The 16,518-nt window shown below is 44.7% G+C and carries 20 protein-coding genes; 4 read left to right on the top strand and 16 right to left on the bottom strand.

Annotation, left to right across the window (positions count from 1 at the left end):
* Positions 1-240: 240 nt before the first annotated feature.
* Both QF028_RS28675 and QF028_RS28670 read right to left on the bottom strand, forming a co-directional pair.
* Positions 241-750 carry a YwhD family protein gene (locus tag QF028_RS28675; protein WP_429470839.1) on the bottom strand — a complete coding sequence of 170 codons (510 nt, stop codon included), beginning with the start codon at positions 748-750 and terminating at the stop codon, positions 241-243.
* 15 nt (positions 751-765) lie between these two features.
* Positions 766-1,416 (bottom strand): site-2 protease family protein, encoded by a 651-nt coding sequence (locus tag QF028_RS28670; RefSeq protein ID WP_410885127.1) that lies wholly within the window; start codon positions 1,414-1,416, stop codon positions 766-768.
* Between the two features lie 203 nt (positions 1,417-1,619).
* Here QF028_RS28670 and QF028_RS28665 point away from each other — a divergent pair, with 203 nt between their 5' ends.
* Entirely contained in the window at positions 1,620-1,805 is a 186-nt protein-coding gene (locus tag QF028_RS28665; protein ID WP_168241319.1) for a 2-hydroxymuconate tautomerase, read from the top strand.
* 479 nt (positions 1,806-2,284) lie between these two features.
* On the opposite strand, the gene QF028_RS28660 is transcribed toward QF028_RS28665, so the two are convergent.
* The 3 genes from QF028_RS28660 to QF028_RS28650 form a co-directional block, all read right to left on the bottom strand.
* Positions 2,285-2,788: a YwgA family protein gene (locus QF028_RS28660; protein WP_168241320.1), complete on the bottom strand. Its 504-nt coding sequence runs from the start codon at positions 2,786-2,788 to the stop codon at positions 2,285-2,287.
* Positions 2,789-2,848: 60 nt separating this feature from the next.
* Positions 2,849-4,147, bottom strand: a complete 1,299-nt coding sequence (locus tag QF028_RS28655) for an HD domain-containing protein (RefSeq protein ID WP_215002093.1) — start codon at positions 4,145-4,147, stop codon at positions 2,849-2,851.
* Between the two features lie 160 nt (positions 4,148-4,307).
* Positions 4,308-4,529 carry a DUF1450 domain-containing protein gene (locus tag QF028_RS28650; RefSeq protein WP_066248771.1) on the bottom strand — a complete coding sequence of 74 codons (222 nt, stop codon included), beginning with the start codon at positions 4,527-4,529 and terminating at the stop codon, positions 4,308-4,310.
* A 273-nt stretch (positions 4,530-4,802) separates the two neighbouring features.
* On the opposite strand from QF028_RS28650, the gene QF028_RS28645 reads away from it, so the two are divergent.
* On the top strand, positions 4,803-5,594 hold the full coding sequence (locus QF028_RS28645) for an RsfA family transcriptional regulator (protein ID WP_215002095.1): 792 nt from the start codon (positions 4,803-4,805) through the stop codon (positions 5,592-5,594).
* Positions 5,595-5,675: 81 nt separating this feature from the next.
* Here QF028_RS28645 and QF028_RS28640 read toward each other — a convergent pair whose 3' ends face one another.
* Positions 5,676-6,506 carry a lipoate--protein ligase family protein gene (locus QF028_RS28640; protein WP_429470835.1) on the bottom strand — a complete coding sequence of 277 codons (831 nt, stop codon included), beginning with the start codon at positions 6,504-6,506 and terminating at the stop codon, positions 5,676-5,678.
* A gap of 127 nt (positions 6,507-6,633) precedes the next feature.
* A complete protein-coding gene (gene pta, locus QF028_RS28635; RefSeq protein ID WP_215002099.1) occupies positions 6,634-7,605 on the bottom strand; it encodes a phosphate acetyltransferase in 972 nt (323 codons plus the stop codon).
* A 249-nt stretch (positions 7,606-7,854) separates the two neighbouring features.
* On the opposite strand from pta, the gene hemQ reads away from it, so the two are divergent.
* Both hemQ and gerQ read left to right on the top strand, forming a co-directional pair.
* Positions 7,855-8,598, top strand: coding sequence for a hydrogen peroxide-dependent heme synthase (hemQ, locus tag QF028_RS28630; RefSeq protein WP_429470833.1), 744 nt, complete (start codon positions 7,855-7,857; stop codon positions 8,596-8,598).
* A gap of 230 nt (positions 8,599-8,828) precedes the next feature.
* Entirely contained in the window at positions 8,829-9,314 is a 486-nt protein-coding gene (gene gerQ / locus QF028_RS28625) for a spore coat protein GerQ (RefSeq protein WP_429470831.1), read from the top strand.
* A gap of 288 nt (positions 9,315-9,602) precedes the next feature.
* On the opposite strand, the gene QF028_RS28620 is transcribed toward gerQ, so the two are convergent.
* The 9 genes from QF028_RS28620 to QF028_RS28580 all read right to left on the bottom strand — a co-directional run bounded on the left by QF028_RS28620 (position 9,603) and on the right by QF028_RS28580 (position 16,408).
* Positions 9,603-9,977 carry a DUF423 domain-containing protein gene (locus tag QF028_RS28620; RefSeq protein ID WP_429470829.1) on the bottom strand — a complete coding sequence of 125 codons (375 nt, stop codon included), beginning with the start codon at positions 9,975-9,977 and terminating at the stop codon, positions 9,603-9,605.
* 67 nt (positions 9,978-10,044) lie between these two features.
* Positions 10,045-10,365, bottom strand: a complete 321-nt coding sequence (locus QF028_RS28615; protein WP_429470827.1) for a YwdI family protein — start codon at positions 10,363-10,365, stop codon at positions 10,045-10,047.
* Positions 10,366-10,540: 175 nt separating this feature from the next.
* Positions 10,541-11,560 carry a thiazole biosynthesis adenylyltransferase ThiF gene (locus QF028_RS28610; protein ID WP_429470825.1) on the bottom strand — a complete coding sequence of 340 codons (1,020 nt, stop codon included), beginning with the start codon at positions 11,558-11,560 and terminating at the stop codon, positions 10,541-10,543.
* Positions 11,561-11,565: 5 nt separating this feature from the next.
* Positions 11,566-11,799 (bottom strand): molybdopterin converting factor subunit 1, encoded by a 234-nt coding sequence (gene moaD / locus QF028_RS28605; RefSeq protein WP_429470823.1) that lies wholly within the window; start codon positions 11,797-11,799, stop codon positions 11,566-11,568.
* Complete coding sequence (locus QF028_RS28600; protein WP_088084792.1) at positions 11,792-12,256, bottom strand: molybdenum cofactor biosynthesis protein MoaE; 465 nt, start codon at positions 12,254-12,256, stop codon at positions 11,792-11,794. Before QF028_RS28600 ends, moaD begins: the two co-directional genes overlap by 8 nt.
* A gap of 5 nt (positions 12,257-12,261) precedes the next feature.
* Positions 12,262-14,193: a molybdopterin biosynthesis protein gene (locus tag QF028_RS28595; RefSeq protein ID WP_429470821.1), complete on the bottom strand. Its 1,932-nt coding sequence runs from the start codon at positions 14,191-14,193 to the stop codon at positions 12,262-12,264.
* A gap of 14 nt (positions 14,194-14,207) precedes the next feature.
* Positions 14,208-15,440 (bottom strand): molybdopterin molybdotransferase MoeA, encoded by a 1,233-nt coding sequence (locus QF028_RS28590; protein WP_429470819.1) that lies wholly within the window; start codon positions 15,438-15,440, stop codon positions 14,208-14,210.
* 17 nt (positions 15,441-15,457) lie between these two features.
* Positions 15,458-16,087 carry a molybdenum cofactor guanylyltransferase gene (gene mobA, locus QF028_RS28585; RefSeq protein WP_429470817.1) on the bottom strand — a complete coding sequence of 210 codons (630 nt, stop codon included), beginning with the start codon at positions 16,085-16,087 and terminating at the stop codon, positions 15,458-15,460.
* 12 nt (positions 16,088-16,099) lie between these two features.
* Positions 16,100-16,408 carry a hypothetical protein gene (locus QF028_RS28580; RefSeq protein ID WP_429470815.1) on the bottom strand — a complete coding sequence of 103 codons (309 nt, stop codon included), beginning with the start codon at positions 16,406-16,408 and terminating at the stop codon, positions 16,100-16,102.
* Positions 16,409-16,518: the final 110 nt, after the last annotated feature.

Raw genomic sequence — 16,518 nt, 5'->3', positions numbered from 1 at the left:
CCCTTTTCCCTACGATAAGTCAACATCGGATCGCTAACGCTCTCCGTGTTGTCCAGCTCCAGCGCCTAGGGGCTCGGGGTCATAAGCCAATCCGTCCTGAAGGTTAAAAAGCTACCTTCACGCCGGCTCGTCTTATGCCTGTCGCCCCTGAACAAGGCGCTTCCGCTTTTCTATTTTCCTTTATCTCAGTCAAGGGGCTCCAGTCCATACGCCGCTAAACGGGCGCTTGCGCTTTTCTTTTTATTCGGCCATTAAACCACGTTTTAGCTCATCCGTTGAGTTGTTCCACAAGACCTCATTATGATTGCGCAAGAAATCGGCTAACACCTTTTTCGAATTCGCATCCATGTCGTCCACAATGATATGGCGTTTCAAAGACTTATCCATGCGGTTCACGTGTTCAGGCAAGGATTTGTAGCCGCGCCGAATCTCCCGGTCAACGGTCATAAAGCAGGCCGTCACACCGGCGTAGTACGGACCTTCTTGCTTGCGGTCAATCGTTACCCATACAAGCCAATACGGTTTCCCGTTCGGAACCTCTTCTTGCGTTTTCAAAAATTTAATTCCCTTTTCCACGACGCTGCGGGCATGCATTGCACCGACATCAATCTCAGCCTCGCCTGCATCGACATCAATGATGACCGGTGACACATTATCAAGGCTCAATGCACCTTTTCCGTAGCCTTTGTGACCATCCGTCGGGTCACTTTTTATAATATTAAAACCAAGTTTCTTCTTTTTTTCATCCATTAAAACGCAAGCCTCCTAAAAAAACAACATACTAAAGAAATTACTTAACCCATCCCACACCCAAGGGATGACCACCCCAAAAATAGGCTCAATTGTAAATTTATCAAGGGGTGTGAAAACTAGAATTAAGAAGATCAACGCACCGTACTGTTCATACTGGGTCATTTTTGCCCGCACATGAGTGGGAGCTAAATCTTCAATAATTCGGTACCCATCGAGCGGTGGAAAGGGTAACAGGTTAAAAATAAATAGAACAATATTAAGCCTGATAAATATTTCGAGAAAATCATAGAAACTATCTGGTACGATGACCCCTGATCGGTTTAATCCAAACGCAACAATGAAGCCTAGCGAAGCTAAAATAAGATTGCTGAGCGGCCCTGCAACCGAAACGAGAATTCCTGCGAGACGGGGCTTTTTAAAGAAAAAGCGATTAACCGGAACCGGTCGGGCCCAGCCAAAGCCGGCGATAAAAATTAAGATGGTTCCAATCGGATCGAGGTGCTTGAGTGGATTCAGCGTCAAGCGTCCTTGGTTTTTTGCCGTCATGTCCCCGAATTTATAGGCAACAAACGCGTGAGCAAATTCGTGAAACGTAAAGGCAATCATCAGGGTTATTGCCAAATAGGGAATCATGCTAAGTGGATAGGCAAGAAAATTTTCCAACGCGTATCTCCTTCCAGCTCTACCGGATGGCACACTTTGTATGGTGCACAAACTCCGTTTTTCTATCTATACTATATTCCTTTTAGTATACATGAAACCGTTTATAAAAAGAAAATCAAAAGCGTCATCTATTATTGCACTTTTCGTCGAATTATGGAAAACTAAAATAGAAAAGCGAACGCGTTATATAGGAGGGAAAAAACATGCCATATGTTACCGTAAAAATGCTTGAAGGACGTACCGATGAACAGAAACGTGAACTTGTTTCAAGAGTAACCGAAGCAGTCAGCGAAACAACAGGAGCACCCAAAGAAGCAATCCACGTAATGATCGATGAAATGAGCAAAAGCAATCTCGGAATTGCCGGGATTAGAAAAAGCGATCAATAAGAATGGTTTTAAAGGTGTCAGGCACCAAGTGAAATTTTCACATGGTGCCTGACACCTTTTTTGTTACAAAAACTTTATCTCGTCTTTTGGACTCCCAATCTTCATTTTTTCCAGCTCTATCTCCATTTTTCCCCTCTTTATACAAACCATAACAAATCCACAACTAAAAGAGTATTGATTTAACTGAAAATCGCGTGCGATTGTACGGGCTCCGATGGACAAAATTCCACAAGGGAACAGGAGAAATGTCTTTCGGACGGGTTCCGATGGACAAAATCCAACTAGGGAACAAGAGAAATGTCTTTCGGACGAGCCACGATAGACAAAACCTCACATGGAAACGAGAGAAATGTCTTTCGGACGAGCCACGATGGACATAACCTCACATGGAAACGAGAGAAATGTCTTTCGGACTAGCTTAAATAGACTCAAAAAAACACCACCCAGACTCAGCAGCTGTCCAAGTGGCGCTCACAAACTTATTGAATTTTACCTTTTAAGGATTCGATATATTGATAGGCCTCATCGATTTCCGCTTCCGTATAGCGCTGGCTTGCCTTTAATGTAAACACCTTGTTCATGACCTCTTCTTTTGGAAGATTATCAAAATATAAAACCGTGGAAACCAACTCCAAGAATCTAGCATTCTGCTCATTCATATCCACCAGGCAATCCTGCAAAAACGGCATCTCAACCTCATTCACACTTAAAAACTCTTTCCCCGGCTCTGTCAGAGAGTAGCGATACTGAAAATAACCGCCCTTTTTCTCCTTCACCTCATTGAGAAATCCCATATTACATAGCTCTTCGACCCGTAACGTCAATTCCTCTGAGTAGGGGCCATAAAAATGAAACTGGAACCGCTCATGAAAAGGGAATGCCACCTTTTTCGCAATATATATCATCTTTTGCAGCTTTTTTCGTCCGATAATTTCACCGGAAACCATAACCGCCTGCATCAGCTTCGCGTGATCATTTAACAACGTTCGTCATCTCCTACTCCATCTCAACAGATCAATATTGGGTGTCAGGCACCAATCGTTCTATAGCTCTAAAAGGGCACGGATTTGCTTTTTGACATTCTTTTTGGACGAGTCATCCTCTAGGAAATCAGCCGGGTAATAGAGCTTGTGGTCCGTTCTTCTTTTCCCCGAGATCGCATCAACGATCTCTGACTCTCTAGAAAGCTCCTTCAATTCCCCATTTTGCATCAACAAATGAATCGGCAGCCGTTCCTCTTCCTCTCCAGGACGGTAGAAATCATACGGCAAATCCGACGAGGAATCGACAACCAAATAGTATTCAGGATCAATCCCTGCCTTTTTGAATAAGGAACCTAATTCGGCGAGCTTTTTGTATTCCTTCGCAGGATCAAATTCGGCATACTTAAATAGATTGCGATTCACAAACCGCCGGCAGAGGTCACTAATAATCGGGTCAGTTTCCTCCTGCCAAATTTGAAAATAATATAAAATCACGGATTCATCTAATTTTAGATAGTCTTCTAAGGTTACTTTTTCATTGAAGATCGAAGTAAAGTGGATCGGTTCATATTTAAAAGAATAGTTCTCTTCAAATAATTGCTTGGCGCGGTGGAGAATTTTTGTCAAAATAACCTCCGCACTGCGCGAAACTGGATGAAAATAGACCTGCCAATACATCTGGTAGCGGCTCATTATATAGTCTTCCACCGCATGCATCCCGCTTTTTTTGATCACCACTTGATCCTCGCGCGGCCTCATCACCCGCAGGATCCGTTCCATATCAAACTGACCATAACTGACACCCGTAAAATAGGCATCTCGCTGCAAATAATCCATCCGGTCGGCATCAATTTGACTGGAAATAAGGCTGACAACTAGCTTTTTCTCTGAAGTTTTCGCGATCACTTCGGCTACTTTTTCAGGAAAATCTTTACCAACCTTCAACAGTACCTTATTCACTTCGGTATCTCCTAAAATAATCTTTCGGGTGAACTCCTCATGATCGAAATCAAACACTTTTTCAAAGGAATGAGAAAACGGTCCGTGGCCGAGGTCATGGAGCAGGGCCGCGCATAGGGTCAACAGGCGTTCGTCATCGTTCCATTCCGGCCTTCCCGCAAACACATCATCAATGATGCGGCGGACAATTTCATAGACACCTAGTGAATGGTTGAAGCGGCTGTGCTCTGCGCCGTGAAAGGTTAAAAAAGTGGTTCCGAGCTGTTTGATGCGCCGCAAGCGCTGAAACTCTTTTGTGCCAATTAAATCCCAGATGGCCAGGTCACGTACATGGACGTAGCGGTGGACGGGGTCTTTAAATACTTTTTCTTCACTTAGCTTTTCCGCCGAATATGCCATAGACTTCCCTCTTCCTCGTATACTAGTTCGGGCTTCCAGAGCCCTTCGCTTATATATTTCCTATTATATCCCAAAAACCACCCAGTTTTCAGCAAAATTCTACAGGATTTTTCGACATTGATGAGAAAAAAAGTCACCTAAGTTTATTTGACAAAGGTGACTATTTTATCTTTTTATTCACTTTTTCCATTAATTCCTCTTCCGTTAATGCGGCAACCGGACGGTTATTAACGAAAGCAAAGGTCTTTTTCCGGCCTGGTCCGCAATAGGATTGGCAGCCAATTTTCACTTCAGCATCCGGATCCAGTTCTTTTAACCGAGGGATTAATGTCTTCAAATTCACGGCCTGACAATCATCACAAACGCGAAATTCATTGGACATTTGTTACAACCCTTTCTTTTGGCACTCTCTATCTATATTTTATCCAGTTTGGATTACTTAAAACAACCGATTAACTCCTATGGTATTTTACATTTTCTTGTTTTCGATTGCAAGTTGCAATCTTTACTAAACTCGTGAAAAAAATCTACTATCCTTGCAACCATTTTGGTATAAAGGCTCATAAACTTGTCCATCCTAAGACTAGAACTTTTAAAAACTCGTCAAGATTCATTGGCGGGTTCATCAAAAAAACTATAATAGGGAGTTGAAAATATGAAAGTTCGTCAAGATGCATGGACAGATGAGAATGATTTGCTTTTAGCCGAGACTGTCCTTAGGCATGTAAGAGAAGGAAGCACCCAGCTGAACGCTTTTGAAGAAGTGGGCGATAAACTGAATCGTACTTCTGCCGCGTGTGGGTTCAGATGGAACGCTGTCGTCCGTCACCGCTATGAAAAAGCACTACAGCTAGCTAAAAAGCAACGGAAACAAAGACAAAGAGTTTTAGGAAAAGATCAGGGCGGCAAGAAGAAGCTGCTGTATAGTCCGCCGCTCACGGGAACACCGGAGTTTGAAACGATGCCAATGGAAGTTGAAATGCCGCTCGAAACTTCGTTTGAACTGCCAGATATGACGGCAGAAATGGCAGAAGAAACTTATGTAAAACCGGCTGCTTCCGTCCAAACACAAGCGCCAGTTCAAGCACAGGCACCCGTTCAGCCATCCGTCCAAACGTACCGGCAGGCAAATACCACAGGGCTTTCGCTTGATTCCGTCATTACTTATTTGCAAAACTTTCATCATGCCAATCTGCAAAATGAAGCATTAAAAAGTGAGAATGAAAGATTGAAAAGAGAGTTGGCTGAGGTAAGGCGTCACAATGAAGAAATGGCAGCCAAAATCGCGGGGCTTGAGCAGAATACCGAAACAATCCAGGAAGATTACGAGACCTTAATGAAGATTATGAACCGCGCCCGCAAGCTTGTTTTATTTGAAGAAGAAGAAAGACCAGCGACTAAATTCAAAATGGACCGTAACGGGAACTTAGAAAAAGTAGCAGAATAAATAGAGCATTGGGAGAAGAGCAAAAGCGCAACATCTCTTTGAAAAAAAGCCGCAATTCCACTTTGGTGGGATTGCGGCTTTTTACATGGCGGCGATTTTTTCATTACGATCAATGACCCTTTGATAATAACCGGGAAATAACGCCAGCTCATAGTCATTCAATGGCCCAGTATATAAAAATTCACTATTTTCCTTTAACTGGTTTAATAGACGGAGCATTACATCACCGATAGTCAAATCTGTCCCGAGCAATTCCGCAAGTGATGCCATGACAGAAGGGACAATTTCCGGATAAGCAAATTTTGTTTCTTCCTCTTGTTTTGCTAGTTTGTAAAATTGCCTGACCAGCTCGGCCCGCTTTTTACCGCTCCCATTCACACAAAGATAGATCTGAACGGCAACCCCTTTTTTAAGGCGGCGCTGGGAGATACCGGCAAACTTTTTCCCATCGATACTCAGGTCGTAACTTCCTGGGCAATAAGAGCCGATAATTTCCCTGGCCTCAATCTGGTGCGGGAAGTCCGCAAACATGTTTTGAATGAGCTGCCACATCGTCTCATAGCCGCGATTAATATCAATCCCTTTTTCCGCCTCTGGAAAAATTAACGAAACGTTGAGGACGCCTTCATCAAGGACGACAGCGAGGCCGCCGGAATTTCTAACAATTGATTGATAGCCTTGCTCCTGTAGAAATTGAATGCCTGCTTGTAAAAATGGTAATTTGGTATCCTGGATGCCGAGGACGATGGTATTGTGGTGGACCCATGTCCGAGCGGTTGCTGGTGCCTGCCCCGATCCGACCGATGCACACAGGGTATCATCCGTTCCAAACGATTGTAATGCTTGAAAATGAATGCCAACAGCTGATTGATCGATGATTCGCCATTGCGGTTGACGCAGTAACCCTTCCATATGAGTAACTCCTTACTGATTTGATAGACTTATTTTAACAAAAAGAAGCAAAATAAAACAGATTGGACCGGGTTCGGTCACTAAAAAAGCCAGCCCACTACCCGTGGACCAGCCCTTCTCAAACCTCTTATAATCCTTGCGCCGCTGTAATTAACGCCAGTTTGTAGACGTCTTCTTCATTACAACCGCGTGATAGATCGTTTACTGGTGCATTTAAGCCCTGTAAAATCGGTCCTACTGCTTCAAAGCCACCTAGGCGCTGTGCAATTTTATAGCCGATATTTCCTGCTTCAAGGCTAGGGAAAATGAACACATTCGCATCCCCTTGCAGCGGTGAATTCGGCGCCTTACTTTTTGCAACAGATGGCACAAACGCTGCATCAAACTGAAATTCTCCGTCCAAGACAAGTGATGGGTCACGACGCTTGGCTTCTTCTACTGCCGCTGCCACTCGTTCCGTTTCCGGTGATTTTGCTGAACCCTTCGTCGAAAAACTGAGCATTGCAATACGCGGTTCCATATCAAACATATGAGCAGTCTTCGCGCTTTCAATTGCAATTTCAGCTAAATCATTGCTGTCTGGTGCAATATTAATTGCACAATCGGCGAACACATACTTTTCATCCTCACGAACCATGATGAACACACCTGACGTTTTCTTAACGCCTTCTTTTGTCTTGATAATCTGTAACGCAGGGCGCACCGTATCTGCTGTGGAGTGGGCCGCACCGCTAACAAGGCCGTGTGCTTTATTTAAATAAACAAGCATGGTGCCGAAATAGTTTTCATCAAGCAAAATTTTCCGGGCATCCTCTTCGGTTACTTTCCCTTTACGGCGGTCAACAAACGCTGCCACCAACTCGTCCATGCCTGCATAGCTCGCAGGGTCATAAATTTCCGCATCGTCGAGCGATACGCCAACCTCTGCCGCTTTGGCCTGAACCTGTTCGATATTGCCAACCAAGATCGGTGTCATTAATTTTTCTGAACCCAAACGACCTGCGGCTCTGACAATCCGTTCGTCTAATCCTTCTGGAAAAACGATTCTCAAATCACGTCCAGAAACTTTTTGCTTTAATCCTTCAAATAAATCACTCACGACTAAAAATCCTCCCTTAATAAACCTACCTAATTAGCATACTTTACCTTTTTTAAATTTCAAGGATATCACTCACACCAGCTAAAAGTTTATCTTTTCAAAAAATTACACTCTAGGTTTTAGAATTTACTTTTTCCCACAAAAATATCCATTTGCCTATTTAGAAAGGTTTATTCGCGCGCCACTGGGTCAAACTATGATATAGTAATGAATGTAAATAAGAAGAATGATTATTTAGGAGTGATTATAATGAGTGAAGCAGCAGTAACGCTTGATGGCTGGTATTGCCTCCATGATTTCCGTACCGTTGATTGGACAACTTGGAAAATGCTCCCTAGTGATGAGCGCCAGGCAGCGATCCACGAGTTTTTAAGTCTCGTTGAGAAGTGGAATGCTACACAGGAACGTAAAGAAGGCAGCCATGCTTTATATACAATTGTTGGTCAAAAGGCAGATTTTATGATGATGATTCTGCGTCCAACAATGGAAGAACTAAACCAAATTGAAACCGAATTCAATAAAACAAGATTGGCTGAATTCACGATGCCTGCACATTCTTATGTTTCAGTGGTCGAGTTAAGTAACTATTTACCTGCTGGTGAGGATCCATATCAAAACCCGCAAATTTTAGCCCGTCTGTACCCGACGCTGCCTAAGTCCAAATATGTCTGCTTCTATCCAATGGATAAGAAACGCGAGGGCAACGATAACTGGTACATGCTGCCGATGGAAGAGCGCAAAAGTTTAATGCGCAGCCACGGAATGATTGGTCGTACATACGCTGGTAAAGTAAAGCAAATCATCACGGGTTCCGTTGGTTTTGATGATTATGAATGGGGCGTTACTTTGTTTGCGGAGGATGTCCTTCAATTTAAAAAGCTTATCTATGAAATGCGTTTTGATGAAGTAAGTGCTCGATACGGAGAATTCGGCTCATTCTTTGTTGGTAACCTGCTTGAAGAAGAACGAGTGGCAAATTTCTTACATGTGTAATTTTTAAGTCTTCAGCTTCGGCTGGGGACTTTTTTGCTGTTTCCCCCTCATTAGCTAGTCATATTCCGCCCTGTGTGCTCATACTATTTAAACAGCGAGTCTAAGAAAGAACGCCACTAATCTCAAAGGGAAAAAAGTTTATTTTCCCCCTTTGGCACATATTTGGGATTAAGGGAGTATTAATAGGATGTTGGGCCACTTGTTTTATTCACTTTTTAGGAGGGAAAAAGATGAATCAATACTACAATCCACAGGGATATCAGCCTTTTACTGGAGCAGCAGGGCAACAACAGGGAGCTCAAGGGATGCCGGGGGGCGGACAAAGCTTTTATCCCGCACCTGGTGCACAAGGATTCCCACAATTTCCACCCGCCGGGGCAGGAGCTGGAGCTGGAGCACCATCTGCACCGCAAGGGCAAACACCAGGCATGCTGCCAATTGAGCAGTCGTACATCGAAAATATTTTACGCTTAAATAAAGGGAAATTGGTAACGGTCTTTGCCACGTTCGAGGGGAACAATCAATGGAATGCTAAGGAATTTAAAGGGATTATTGAAGCGGCAGGAAGAGACCATGTTGTCTTAAGTGACCCACAATCCGGGGCCCGTTACCTTATCCCAATGGTAGCCGTCGATTACGTCCAATTTTCTGAGGAAATTGAGTATGAATATCCTTACGGCAGCGCTCCGCCTTTATCTACTTACCCGCCAAGATAAATCATTTCAAACAAACACCAATTGACCCACAATTGGTGTTTTATTTTTTTGGGTAATCTCTTTATACTAGCCTGTTGATTTCCGCTCCAGGCGCTTCGCTTTCCGCGGGCGGTCCGGGGAGCCTCCTCGGCGCTTAAGCGCCTGCGGGGTCTCCCCTGCCCCGTCCTCCCGCTGGAGTCTTCGCGCCTTCCACTCCAATCAACAGAGTGCCAAAATCAATAATAATGTTTTAAAAGAGACTTCGACAAAAAAAGTCATCGGGAGCGTTGCCCAATGACTTCCTTTCCATTACAGATGTTTAACCGCCCCAACCACCATTAGGATCCAGGCTGCTAAGAAGCATACTCCTCCAATAGGTGTAATCGCCCCTAAGATGCCAATCTTCGTCAAGCTCAATACATACAAACTGCCGCTAAAAAAGATAATACCGGCCAGCATTAACCATCCTGACCAGGTGAATTGCGGACTGGCGGCGGCTACTTTCCCAATCAGCAGCCCGATCATTAAAATACCTATCGCATGGAACATTTGATAGGTGACCCCTGTTTTCCAAATATCTAAATAATGTGCATCCAGTTTGTCTTTTAACCCATGGGCACCAAAGGCACCAAGCGCTACTGCTATAAAGGCATTTATGGCTCCTATAATAATAAATGCTTTCATTTAAAAATCCCCTCCACTTTTATATTTGCTAAAGTGCCAATCTAAAACCGGCCCTTCCGCTTTTCCTTTAAAAATCAAATAACGAATCCCCATTTGCTTCGTCTTCCATGTCGAGTTTTTTGGGCTGCTGTAATGTTGGTGCTTGTTGAACGATTGGTTGGTTCATTACTGGCTGTTGGTAAGCCTGGAACGAGATGGCAGGTTGAACTGCAGGCATTGGGACCGCCGGAACCTCGCCTGTCAGTGACGGTTTTTCGTCTAGCAGCAATTCGCATAATATTTTAATAGAGTAAACTTTTTCCCGCAAGCTTTCTTCCTTCGTGCTGGTTTTCGCCAGCTTCAATTCTGCTTCTATTTTCGTTAATAGTTTTTGGACGGATATATTCACTTATCAAGCACCTCAAATTTCAGTCTCGTTTCTATTCTACATGAGTATGACCTTTTTTTCGAAAAATTAGCCCGAGAGATTGGCAGACACTTCGACATTATCTCCATTGTTTCACGTGAAACACCTCGAATGTTGACAAAGAAAAACCCGTACCACTAAAGATACAGGTCATAGCTTATCCTAAGATCCGCTGGTAAATCGATTTGGCATGGGTCAAATCCTTTGTCCCGTGAATAAGGGCGCGGCCATCTTGAAAAATAACCATCCGTTCTTCGCCCATTTCAACCGACACCAAATACGGGTTGCCCTTCACCACATAACCAAGTGTACTAAGTTGTCCAGCAAGGCGCTCCAGCGATATCTCCCCTTGAGTCGAGGGGCGGATTTGGACCGTGTCGCGGCCGCACAGGACTGTTGTTTTCGTCATATTTTCATGATCAAGATATGGATACGTCCGTTCCTCGCCGCACGACAAGCAGCCGGCAAACTTTGCCTTCGACATCTTTAAGAGACTATATTGATTTCTCCATAAATCAAAGCTGACAAACGAAGTCCGCACCGCGTCCCAATCCTCGACTAGCATCTTCAGCGCTTCCGCTGTCTGATGGGCGATTACCATTTGCACGGCAGGAGAAATAATCCCGCCCGTATCACAAGTCATCCCCTGAAGTGGAATGGAGCGTAATAGGCAATTTAAACAGGGAGTTTTCCCTGGAATCATTGAAAACATCATTCCAAAGCTGCCGACGCATGCCCCATAGATCCACGGGACCTGGTATTTTTGTGAGACATCATTCATCGCCATCCGGGTTTCAAAATTATCCGTCGCATCCATCATCACATCGACACCAAGGATAAGTTCCTCCAGCAATTCAGGGGTGGCATCACCGATGATTGAAACCACTTCCACATCGGAGTTAATCGCCCGCAGGCGTTTTTCTGCCGCTGCAGCCTTCGGAAGTTTCTCGGCGACATCTTCTTCGGTATAGAGCTGCTGGCGCTGCAGATTGCTGGCCTCAACATAGTCTCGGTCAATTATCGTAATCTTGCCAACGCCGGCCCGGGTCAACACCTCCGCACTGCCTGACCCTAAGGCCCCCGCCCCGATGATCAGTACATGCTTGCGACTAATCTTAGCTTGTCCTTCTTTACCAATCCCAGGAAAGAGGAACTGCCGTGAATACCGTTCGTTCATGATGATCAGCCCCCGCTTACTGGCGGAATAAAAGCAATTTCATCACCATCTCGAATGATTTCATCGTTCGAGGCAAATTCCTCATTGACCGCAGTCATCACGGTGTCCATTTTCGGCAGGTTATATTTAGCCGATAAGTCCGCTTTTAATTCTGCCACCGTTTTTCCACTGGCATCGACGGAAAGAAACTCTTCGCCGACTGCGTCGCGTAAATGGGCAAAAAATAGTACCTTATTCATTTAAGTCACTCTCCTCCGGCTTGCCGCTTGGGTAGGCGACTGTTTCCAGCTGATTGCCCATCCATGCTTCGCCTTCTTCCCAATGCTCTTTCTTCCAGATCGGGACGATTTCCTTGATCCGTTCAATTGCATAGCGGTTGGCTTCATAGGCATCAGCACGGTGCGGCGTCGAGACGGCAATGACCACCGCAACATCCGTTATATCTAAACGGCCGACCCGGTGGGTGATTGCAACGCATGAACCTTCCCAGCGCTGTTCAATTTCCTGGCCAATCTGCTCGAGCTTCTTCACAGCCATTGCTTCGTACGCTTCATAGATTAAAAACAACGTTTTTTTACCCTTCGTTAATTCCCGAACGGTACCGATAAACGTCGTAATCGCACCAGCTTCGCGCTGGACCACCTTATCAATTACTGCTTGAATATCGATTGGTTCCTTTGATATTTGATACATCATCCTGATTACACCTCTACATCCAAGCACTTAGGCTCTGCATTTTCGACCACTTGGTAACCGCCAATTTTTTCGACTTGTTCTTTAAACGCATCCGATTGGATTATTGCCATCAGCAGCTTGCCGCTTTCGCTCTCATAAAAGCCTCTCGTCATCAGCAAATCATATTCTTCATCAGCAACAGGCACAAAATCTAGGTCCATCGCCTTTGCGGCAGGATAAATCCCGAGACCTGCCCCGTGCGCATCACCGTTCACTTCCGCTGCTACCGCTAAATGAGAAAACATTTCTCGGTCATAACCGGTAATATCCTCTGGTGTCAGGCACCCTTCCTCGAGTAAAAGATCAAAGAGGATTCGAGTTCCCGCTCCTTTTTGACGGTTGACGTAATTCGCGTTCACACGGGCTAAGTCAGCCGCTGATTCAATGCCAAGCGGATTGCCTTTTGGAAGGATCCAGCCTTGCTTTCTTTTTAAAAATGGATACAGAACGACGTCTTGACCGGCTAATAGTTTGTTTACATAGGAGATATTATATTCTTTTGTACTTGGGTCAAGCAAATGAATACCCGCTACATGGGCCTCTCCTTTTCGAATCGCCATGATGCCTGCCATACTGCCGACATGCGAGGAGACAACTTTCATGTCGGTCCGCACCTGCTTTAACCGTGACGACAACAGGTCAATCGTCAAATCGTGGCTGCCGCAAAACACAATTGCCTGCTTGAGTTCCTCAAGCGGGCGCATCAGTTCTACTTCGGCTAGATCCCCTTGTTCATAGCCAATAATGTTAGCTGGGACGATTAACAAGCCATCTGCCCTGACATATGACATCGTTACTCCTGCTGCTCGAGTCAGCGGATTGGCAACGAACTGTCCATTCACATAGCCGATATTCATTCGTACGAAGTCCTCCGCACCCATGGACGAAACGATGCGGCGCCCTAGCTTAACGGTCACGGTCTGCCTTTTGGGTTCAGGGATTTGCAGGTACTTGCAGATAAGCGGTCTGACAAACCACTCGAGCGCCAAATAAGCTGAGACTGGATAGCCCGGAACTCCGACAACGATCTTCCCGTTTATTTTCCCCAAAATGACAGGTTTGCCTGGCCGTGCGGCGACCCCATGGGTAAAGACCTCGCCTATTTCGCCAATAATGTGGACCGTGTAGTCCTTCGAGCCTGCAGATGAACCCGCATTAATGACGATGATATCAGAGGTATCAGCTGCTTCTAAAAGTACTTCTTTTATTTTTTCAGGTTCGTCCTTCACAACCGGAAGGAGGTTCGGTTCTCCGCCCCAATCCTTAATGAAGCCAGCAAATACCGAGCCATTAAATTCAATAATCTTTCCAGGTGCTAACTCAGCATTGGCTTCAACCAGTTCATTCCCGGTCGGAATAATCGTCACGACAGGCTTTTTTGCAACAGGAATGACCGTTTGCTGTCCTCCTAATAGGACACCTAAATCAGCTGGCCGGATAATATGCCCTTGTGGAAAAAGCATTTCCTCTTGAACCACGTCTTCGCCAATCGGACGAATATGCTGCCAAGGGGTTGCCGGCTCGATAATTTCAATCGTTTCCTCATCAAGACAATCGACATGCTCAATCATAATGACGGCGTTAAACGGTGAAGGGATCGCGTTCCCCGTATCAACATAACAAAATTCTTCGCCCCGTTTGAGACGAAGTGGATTTTGCTCATGGGCTGTATAGGTATTTTCAGCAATGACCGCAATTCCATCCATTGCGCTGGCATGGTAATGCGGCATCGAGACCCGTGCAAAAATGGGTTCAGCTGTCACACGGCCCAAGGAGGTAATCGTTGAGATTTCTTCCTTTTCAGGGGTCAGGACCTGAGCTGCGAGAATTTCCTCTCTAGCTTGTGCTCGGGGTTTATCTTCTAAATATATTTTTCGTTTAAAGTTTTTATAATTCACTGCTTAGCCCCCCCTTATCGTGAGACAAACACAGGTACGTATTCCCCCTGTGAAATTCCCTCTTTTTCTGAACTAATCTCAACAAGTCCATCGCTTTTGACCAAGGTTGTAATTAAACCGGACTTGCCAATAATCGGCTCAGCCCACCATTCCCCTTCTTTTTCAAATAAACGGACCCGAATATAATCAGACCGTCCTGGTGAGGAAGGAATATTTTTTGTGATTCTAGCAAAAATACGCTCCGGTTTCCGCCGCGAGTCCTCGCCCTTTAATTTTCGTAAAATTTGCTCGCCAAACAGCTTAAAGATAATCATCGCAGAGGCGGGATGACCTGGCAGTCCTATCACTGGTTTCCCATTAGCCATTGCCAGAATGGTCGGTTTCCCCGGCTTAATCGAAATACCGTGGACAAATACTCCCGGGTCGCCTAAAGACTGGATGACATCCGTGGTATAATCCTTTGCGCCGACCGAGCTTCCGCCGGAAAGGATTAAACAATCTACCTGCTGATAGAGTTCACGGGCCTTTTGTTTAAACTCCTCAAAATCATCACGGACAATGCCGCCATATAAGACATCCACATTCCATTCGCTCGAAGATCCTGAAATCGTCAAATAGTTGATATCGCGAATTTGCCCTTCTACTAGGTTTTTTGTTTGATAGGGAACAATTTCATCCCCCGACGAAAGGTAACCGACTTTTACTTTGCGGTAGACCGTTACAGTCGTAACCCCTAAAGAAGCGAGGGCCCCTAGCTCCTGCGGACGAAGTTTCGTGCCTGCCGTAAGAAGCGTTTCGCCTTCTTTAATATCTTCCCCAGCCCGAATCACGTTTTCTCCGGGTGCAATCTGCTTGTACGTATTTAATAGCGTATCAACCTCTTCACAATGCTCAATCATGATAACGCTGTCACTTCCGATCGGAAGCATCCCGCCCGTTGGCACATAGACCGCTTTACCTGGGCCGGCTTGTGCATTTGGAACCTCACCCATTTTTACTTCCCCTGTAACCGTAAGGAAGCCTGGCATGGATTCGGAAGAACCATACGTATCCTTGGCACGAACAGCATATCCATCCACCGTTGAACGATCAAAACTCGGCACATTTTCCTGTGCAATCACTGGTTCAGCGAGGATATAGTGAAGCGCCTCTTCGAGCACCCGTACTTCGGTTTGCTTGGTTGCCGGTATTTTTTCCTCGATTAAGGCAAATGTTTCTTCCACTGTTTTTACTTTGAAAAATTGCATGGTTCCCTTTTTCCCCCTTATACTTCCTTGTTCTGCCCGTTAAAGCGGGGAAAATCCGCTTCAGCCCACTTTTTGGCGTCTTCATACTCATTTGGGTGATTCATATTAAAAAAGACTCGTTCTATGTCAATACTGTTTGAGTGAAGGTCTTTTTCCGTTACATATAAAACGTTTAAGTGATCGAGCAAATGCTTCATCCGTAGACGGTCCGCTTCGATCCTTTGTGCAACCTCATCTGCCACCCTCTTTTGGAAGACGGCAAATAAAGGGTGCTGGACTCCATTAATAACGGGGATAACCGCATCATAATCGCCGCATTTGTTTACGAGCACCTCTGCAAGTTCTCCTGAAACAAATGGCATATCACAAGCTACAATAAAATTCGTATCATATGTGGAAGACAGCAAGCCGGCATGAACCCCTGCAAGCGGTCCTTTATCTGGATAATAATCCGAGACCATCTTCAATCCTAAAAATTGATAGTCTTCAGGATGATTGGTTACAAGAATTATATCATTAAAGGACAACTTTAGCGTATCGGCAATTCTCTCAATGTTGGTTTTTTCGTTTATTTTTAAAAGCGCTTTATTGGTGCCCATCCTGCTTGATTTTCCACCTGATAAAATAATAGCCGCTGCCTTCATCATTCGAGCACCCTCTTAATTCAAATCTTTTTTCTCGCCCACCGCATGATAGCCATTTTCCTGTGCAACATAATCCAAGTGGATCGAGTTTAAATCTAGTAAGGCTGCTGATGGTTTTTCAATATATTGTCGTATATCAATAATTTTAATATAGCCATTACATTCTTCGCAAACCTGAATTTGCGATACCGCATCGCCTTCAGAAAACAAATATCCATAGGTCCAATCGTCTAAGTTGTATTTTGTTAGTTGAAAAACAGCGATTTCGTAGCCGTTAATAAGCAAGGAAATAGGATATTCATCGGGACAACCTTTATGGTTCATTGTTTTCTCTCCTCTTCAGGAAATACTTCATAAAATGACATTGAGATACTATTTCTTCCAAATCGATTTACCTAGTCCTGTCCTCGCATGAATTCTGTTAAATTTATAAA

The organism is Neobacillus sp. B4I6 (assembly GCF_050434045.1).
Lineage (GTDB): Bacteria > Bacillota > Bacilli > Bacillales > Cytobacillaceae > Neobacillus.
This window is presented reverse-complemented; position numbering and strand designations above follow the sequence as displayed.